This window comes from Scandinavium sp. (assembly GCF_032012665.1).
Lineage (GTDB): Bacteria > Pseudomonadota > Gammaproteobacteria > Enterobacterales > Enterobacteriaceae > Scandinavium.
The window spans coordinates 97354-103587 of sequence record NZ_DALZVG010000015.1 but is presented as its reverse complement, the minus strand read 5'-3'; the positions used below and the strand labels follow the sequence as shown (position 1 = coordinate 103587).

Here is a 6234-nt window from a genome sequence, read left to right as displayed (position 1 = left end):
TGCCAGAACATCTGCGAATACATCTTCTACTTCGTGAAGGGGCAGGATTTCCGTCACGTCGGTGGCGACGAGCTGGACAAGCTGCTGGCGGGGAAAGATCCGAAGGAGTAAGCGGAACGTCTGGCGGGTGGCGCGTTGCTTACCCGGCCTACGAAACCGGGGATCCCGTAGGCCGGATAAGCTTGCGTATCAGGCATTCAGAAAAATTATTCCGTAATGCTCCAGCCCCGGGCCTTCCACAATCCTGGTAACTCATCCAGACGCGTAAACGTCGTTACCTTCGGGTGGTTAATTGGCTGGTTGTGCGGATCGGCACAGAAGTAAAACACCTCCATCCCTGCCGCCACGCCGGACATCGCCCCCGCGCTGGAATCGTCGACCAGCACGCACTTTACCGGATCAACGTTCATGGCTTTCGCCGCGTGGTACATCAGCGCCGGATCGGGTTTCCAGGCCTGAATGTCATAGCCGCTGAACAGCTTATCGGGAAAATGATGCAGCAGGCCGGTGTTGCCTAAAGAGTGCTGCATTTTACTCACCGGACCGTTGGAGACGATGCACATCGGAACCGTCATCGCGTCCAGCAGGGCATTTGCGCCATCGATCGCTTCGAGCTCGCTGTCGAACAGCCGCGCAACCTCGGCACGATAAACGGGTTCCAGCCTCTCTTTTTCAAGCTTCACGCCGTACTCGGCATTAATGGTGTCGATAATCTCGTACAGCTTCACCCCTTTAAAGCGTTTGAAGATCTCTTCAAGCTCAAGGGTGATGCCAAACTCCCGGAACATGTGGACATAAGCCCGGGAACAAATCACTTCACTGTCGACCAGCGTGCCATCGCAGTCGAAGAATACCGCCTCAATACTGGACATGCCGTTTCCTGTTGTCACAAGTTTAACGTTTACGTAATACAATTTGCCCGACGCAATCGTTGCCGTATAAGCAAAATCAATGAAAAAAATGCATTCGAAGCGCCCCTATTGTCGCATTTTGGTATAGGATAGCGACGAATTTTCCCCTCCTTATGTTCGGAAGCAAGAAGATGAGCCAACAAGATAACACCCAGGCGTCAGGTCAGGGTCTGCTTCAGCGCGTGTTTAAACTGCGCGAGCACGGAACGACGGCACGCACGGAAGTGATTGCCGGATTTACCACCTTCCTGACGATGGTTTACATCGTTTTTGTAAACCCGCAAATTCTGGGCGTGGCTGGCATGGACACCAGCGCCGTCTTCGTCACCACCTGCCTGATTGCCGCCTTCGGCAGCATCATGATGGGTCTGTTTGCGAACCTGCCGGTTGCGCTGGCACCGGCTATGGGCCTGAATGCGTTCTTCGCCTTCGTGGTCGTGCAGGCGATGGGCCTGCCGTGGCAGGTGGGTATGGGTGCTATCTTCTGGGGCGCGATTGGCCTGCTGCTGCTGACCATCTTCCGCGTGCGCTACTGGATGATTGCCAATATCCCGGTAAGCCTGCGCGTGGGCATCACCAGCGGTATCGGTCTGTTCATCGGCATGATGGGCCTGAAAAATGCGGGCGTGATCGTTGCCAACAAAGAGACGCTGGTGAGCATTGGTAATCTGACTTCCCACAGCGTGCTGCTGGGTGTGCTGGGCTTCTTTATTATCGCTATTCTGGCTTCGCGTAACATTCATGCCGCGGTGCTGGTGTCTATCGTCGTGACCACCCTGCTGGGCTGGATGCTGGGCGATGTGCACTACGCTGGTATCGTCTCCACGCCGCCGGATGTGACTTCCGTTATTGGCCACGTTGACCTGGCGGGGTCATTAAACCTCGGCCTGGCAGGCGTTATCTTCTCCTTCATGCTGGTAAACCTGTTTGACTCCTCCGGTACCCTGATCGGCGTGACGGATAAAGCGGGCCTGACCGACGAAAAAGGCAAATTCCCGCGCATGAAGCAGGCGCTGTACGTGGACAGCATCTCTTCCGTTGCCGGTTCCTTTATCGGGACGTCTTCCGTTACCGCGTACATTGAATCCTCTTCCGGCGTTTCCGTCGGTGGTCGTACCGGCCTGACGGCAGTCGTGGTTGGCCTGCTGTTCCTGCTGGTGATTTTCCTCTCACCGCTGGCTGGTATGGTGCCACCTTATGCGGCAGCAGGTGCGCTGATTTATGTAGGCGTGCTGATGACCTCAAGCCTGGCCCGCGTGAAGTGGGACGATCTGACCGAAGCCGTTCCGGCGTTTATTACTGCTGTGATGATGCCGTTCAGCTTCTCGATCACCGAAGGCATCGCGCTGGGCTTTATCTCTTACTGCGTGATGAAAATCGGGACCGGTCGTTTCCGCGACCTGAGCCCGTGCGTGATTATCGTGGCGTTACTGTTTGTGCTGAAGATTGTGTTTATTGACGCTCATTAAGGTGTGGCTTGTGGTGTCAGGTGGCAAAATAAACAGCAAGGCCTTCCCGAGGGAAGGCCTTTTGTGTTTGCACCCTCTCCCTGTGGGAGAGGGCTGGGGTGAGGGCATCAGGCCGCACACCTTTTTCTTTTACGCTTTCACTCGCTGAATATATTCACCAAACGCAGTCAGTTGACCAGTGAGGTGATCGCGCGTGCTTTGATCCACCACTTCACCCGTTTGCGGGTCGACTTTGTTTTGAATCACGCCGCCCATAAATTCAGGTTTGTTCATCACCATCGCGTCCAGGAACACCAGAATCTGACGCAGATGATACTGACAGCGTGCGCCGCCGATCGCGCCCATTGAGCTGGTCTGGATCAGTACCGGCTTCCCGGCCAGCGGCTGTTCAGGCAGACGAGACAGCCAGTCGATGGCGTTTTTCAGGCCACCCGGCACGGAATAGTTATACTCAGGCGTCACGATCACTACGCCATCAGCCTCACGAATTTGTGCCGCCAGCGCCTCTACGCTCTGCGGGAATCCCTCTTCCTGTTGGATATCGGCGTCATACAGCGGGATATCGCCGATGGACGGCAGTGCGCTGATTTCCATGCCCACCGGGGCGAGATTTGGCAGAGTTCGTGCGACCATACCGTTAAATGAATCTTTGCGCAGGCTCCCCAGCAACGTAACAACTTTTAACGCTTCAGACATGATTACTCCTTTAGTTTTCATCATGATGGGTCAGTTCAGTATAAGGGCTTTTTCCGCAGGCAGGCTGGTAAAACGCATCAGGCGTGCGGCAGGCTCGCTGGCGCGAAGGGGCACATCCGGCAGGCTGCGCCATCCGGTTTTGCTGTCGAACTCCCAGACCTTTAGCCTTTCGATAGCAGGCGTTGCCGCAACGGACCACACCAGTACGTCTTCTGCATCGCAAATGGCTTCAATCTGCAGCACTTTGGCGGCTCTCAGACGGCCGGAACCGGGTAACAGCTGGAGATGCCGGGACGAATCGCTTTGCGTCTCGCCAATCAGCTTCAGCACGCTCTGGCGTAAAGCCTGCAGCTGTGCGCGAGCTTCATTGGGATCGTTCTGGTTGTTGATCCAGATTGTTTCATTGCTGCTGAAGGGATAGGTTTCCGGGGCATGAGGATGATGAAAGCTGCGGGTAGCACGCTGAAGCTCCATGTCCAGACCACATTCGCCTTCGGTGGTCAGCGCCACGCCGACAATATTCCCGGCGTAAGCAATGGAAAAGCGCGGATGGTTCTCATCGCGAAAAACGGGCTTTCCATCGGGGCGGTAGATTATTTCCGGAAGTTCGCTGGTGCCGTAGAGCATAAATAACAGCTCGGCGAGCAGCCCGCGCGAGGCCAGGAAACGTGCCTGGCGATGCTGAGGCAGCTTTCGCGCTTCGTTGTGACAGGACGAGGAAAGTCGCACTGAGTGCAGATGTCCGTCGTTAAGGATCCCTCTTGCAAAATGCATTGCCATTATGTCGCTCCGTGATTAATGGTCTGTGAGGCTGAGAATGTAACTCTATTATCACCCAGGTTGATGAGGTTTTAATGTTGAATAACAGGCCGGGAAAGTTCCCGACCAGCACATTTACATTTCCTTAGCCGCAATGGTCTGTCAGTTCACACATTTGTGGGCTCATCACTGAGTAAACCAGACTGAAACGCTTCACCGTACAGCTGTTTGAACATCGACGTCAGCCAGATAATCTTCGGGTTGTGGCCGTTGCGTTTATGCCACATCAGCGTAAAAGGGACGGCCAGTTTTTGCAGCTGCGTTTCGTCCAGTGGAATGGGGCGCGTTACCAGCTTCAGGCCGTGCTGTTGATTATAGTACTGACAATAATAAGGCGCGGTGGCGAGCAGCGTATGCCCGGGCTGGGCGGCCATAAACATAGTGGCTTCAAAACCCGGCAGGCTCATCGCTATCTGACGCTTGTGCCCGGACTCATTCAGCACTTCGTCCAGCGCCCAGGTGTCGCTTTTCTCCCAGCAGATGCTGATGTGCGGATAGCGCAGGAACGTCTCCAGATTCCACTCTTGCTGTAGGGCCGGATGATCTTCTCGTAGATAGACGCGAGGCAGGTCGGTAAACAGCACTTCGAAGTCGATAAACCACGGCAACAGGCTTAATGATTCCCGCGATCGCGGATGGCTTTCCCGCCCGCTAAAGCCCAGATCCACCTCGCCTCGCACGATGGCGTCCAGCGAATCGTAATCCCAGTTGCGCAGGCGCACCGTTGCTTCGGAATAACGCTGGTGAATTTGCTGCGTGAGCGTGTTGAAGGCAATCAGCATCAACGGAGATTCTGCCGCCAGTTCAAACGTCAATCCGCGGGGCGTGTCGTAGTGTGGTTTATCCAGAAGCTGGTGGCTCATCTGCATCCAGTCAGCCAGATCCTGCTCCATGCTCACGGCCAGCGGCGTGGGATGCAGGCCGGTCGGCGTTTTGACGAACAGCGGATCGTTGAACCAGTCCCGAAGTTTTGCCAGAGATTTGCTGACGGCGGACGGCGTGACGCTCATCCGCTTCGCCGTCTTACTGACGCTGCGTTCCTGAAGCAGCAGCTGCAGGCAAAAGAGGAGATTAAGATCGAGAGTGGTCAGGGATTTTTTCATGGTCCGGCGCGCCCGCCCGCGCGGACACAAAGGTGGTCAACAGAATGCAGACCATGCTACAGCTAATCAGAATCCCGATCAGCATATTCAGCGCGCTGACGCCGGAAAGGGCTGCCAGCCAGATGTACAACGATGAGCCACATACCTGAGCGATACCCAGAATGGAGCTCGCTACCCCCGCCCGCTGGCGGAACGGCCCCAGCGCCTGACTCATCGTCACGCCAAAGCCCAGCGAAAAGCCTGCGCATACCAAAGTCAGGCCAGACAGGATAACGCCGGTTGAGGTCGCTGTGGCCAGCACGACCGCCGCAACGAAAAATAGTCCCTGAGCCATCAGAATCAGGCTGCGCTGGCGGAATTTTGTCAGGGCAAACGGCGTGGAGAAGGCCACGCCCATACTCACCAGCGCCGTCAACGCCATGATGGTTGAGTATTCACCGCGATCGAAATGCAGGACATCCATCAGCAGCACCGGGGAGATGTTCACATAGGTGAGGATGGCGGTAACGCTGAGCGTGGTAATGGCGACCCGACTGAGAAAAAAGCCGCTGATGAGCGATTCTGGCGCAGCATCGGGAATGGCTGTTGCACTCTGGCATGCACCCGGGTGCGTTTCTTTCAGCACCAGAGTGGAAAGCAGGCAGACGATGACGCCCATGGTCGCCATAACCCAGAACAGCATCTGCCACGGAAACTTCAGCATGATCAGATTCCCGATAACCGGTGCCAGTACCGGAATAATGCAGGTGATGCCGTTCAGCAGCGACAGCACCTTCGCGCGGCGGCGATCGTCCAGCGTGTCACGCAGAATGGCGAACGCCACAACGTAGCAGCCGCCCGCGCCGATACCCTGAATAAAGCGCCCGACCAGAAACAGCGTGCTGCTGGCCGCACTGGCGCAAAGCGCGGAGGCCAGCGCGAAGATTATCGCTCCGCAGATAGCGACTGGCTGACGCCCGGCTTTGTCGGCGACGCGCCCGGCAATCAGCATTGCCGTCGCCATACCGGCCAGATAGACGGAAAACGCAATATGCAGTTGAGCTTCGCTCGCGGAGAGATCCGCCGCAATGCGCGGCAGGCCGACGAGATACATATCGATCCCGGAGGGATAAAGCAGGACAAGAGCGAAGCTGCAAAACAGAAAACGGGCCATAGTCACCTCACAGGAAAGTGCGGCGAGAATACGGGGCTTTATTGAGGGAGACGAGTTGCCGTTTGGACAACGGTGTTTTCCAT

6 protein-coding genes and 1 pseudogene are annotated in these 6234 nt (G+C 56.1%); 2 read left to right on the top strand and 5 right to left on the bottom strand.

The window, feature by feature from the left end; genetic code table 11:
* A pseudogene (locus RTU33_RS13620) lies at positions 1 to 111 on the top strand (phosphate transport system regulator PhoU); the annotation flags it as partial.
* 95 nt (positions 112 to 206) lie between these two features.
* Here the strand turns inward: RTU33_RS13620 and yieH are convergent.
* A complete protein-coding gene (yieH, locus tag RTU33_RS13615) occupies positions 207 to 872 on the bottom strand; it encodes a 6-phosphogluconate phosphatase (protein ID WP_312628039.1) in 666 nt (221 codons plus the stop codon).
* Between the two features lie 170 nt (positions 873 to 1042).
* Between yieH and adeP the strand changes: the two genes are divergently transcribed.
* Positions 1043 to 2380 (top strand): adenine permease AdeP, encoded by a 1338-nt coding sequence (gene adeP / locus RTU33_RS13610; protein WP_312628038.1) that lies wholly within the window; start codon positions 1043 to 1045, stop codon positions 2378 to 2380.
* 129 nt (positions 2381 to 2509) lie between these two features.
* Here the strand turns inward: adeP and RTU33_RS13605 are convergent, their stop codons facing one another.
* The 4 genes from RTU33_RS13605 to RTU33_RS13590 form a co-directional block, all read right to left on the bottom strand.
* Entirely contained in the window at positions 2510 to 3076 is a 567-nt protein-coding gene (locus tag RTU33_RS13605; protein WP_409438248.1) for an NADPH-dependent FMN reductase, read from the bottom strand.
* A 30-nt stretch (positions 3077 to 3106) separates the two neighbouring features.
* Positions 3107 to 3856, bottom strand: coding sequence for a hypothetical protein (locus tag RTU33_RS13600; RefSeq protein ID WP_312628036.1), 750 nt, complete (start codon positions 3854 to 3856; stop codon positions 3107 to 3109).
* 146 nt (positions 3857 to 4002) lie between these two features.
* Positions 4003 to 4998, bottom strand: a complete 996-nt coding sequence (gene yidZ / locus RTU33_RS13595; RefSeq protein WP_312628035.1) for an HTH-type transcriptional regulator YidZ — start codon at positions 4996 to 4998, stop codon at positions 4003 to 4005.
* Positions 4967 to 6151, bottom strand: a complete 1185-nt coding sequence (locus RTU33_RS13590; protein ID WP_312628034.1) for an MFS transporter — start codon at positions 6149 to 6151, stop codon at positions 4967 to 4969. Before RTU33_RS13590 ends, yidZ begins: the two co-directional genes overlap by 32 nt.
* Positions 6152 to 6234: the final 83 nt, after the last annotated feature.

Coding starts and splice junctions, on each gene's coding strand:
- yidZ (WP_312628035.1), bottom strand. CDS start 4,998: ATGAAAAAATCCCTGACCACTCTCGATCTTAATCTCCTCTTTTGCCTG.
- RTU33_RS13605 (WP_409438248.1), bottom strand. CDS start 3,076: ATGTCTGAAGCGTTAAAAGTTGTTACGTTGCTGGGGAGCCTGCGCAAA.
- RTU33_RS13590 (WP_312628034.1), bottom strand. CDS start 6,151: ATGGCCCGTTTTCTGTTTTGCAGCTTCGCTCTTGTCCTGCTTTATCCC.
- RTU33_RS13600 (WP_312628036.1), bottom strand. CDS start 3,856: ATGGCAATGCATTTTGCAAGAGGGATCCTTAACGACGGACATCTGCAC.
- adeP (WP_312628038.1), top strand. CDS start 1,043: ATGAGCCAACAAGATAACACCCAGGCGTCAGGTCAGGGTCTGCTTCAG.
- yieH (WP_312628039.1), bottom strand. CDS start 872: ATGTCCAGTATTGAGGCGGTATTCTTCGACTGCGATGGCACGCTGGTC.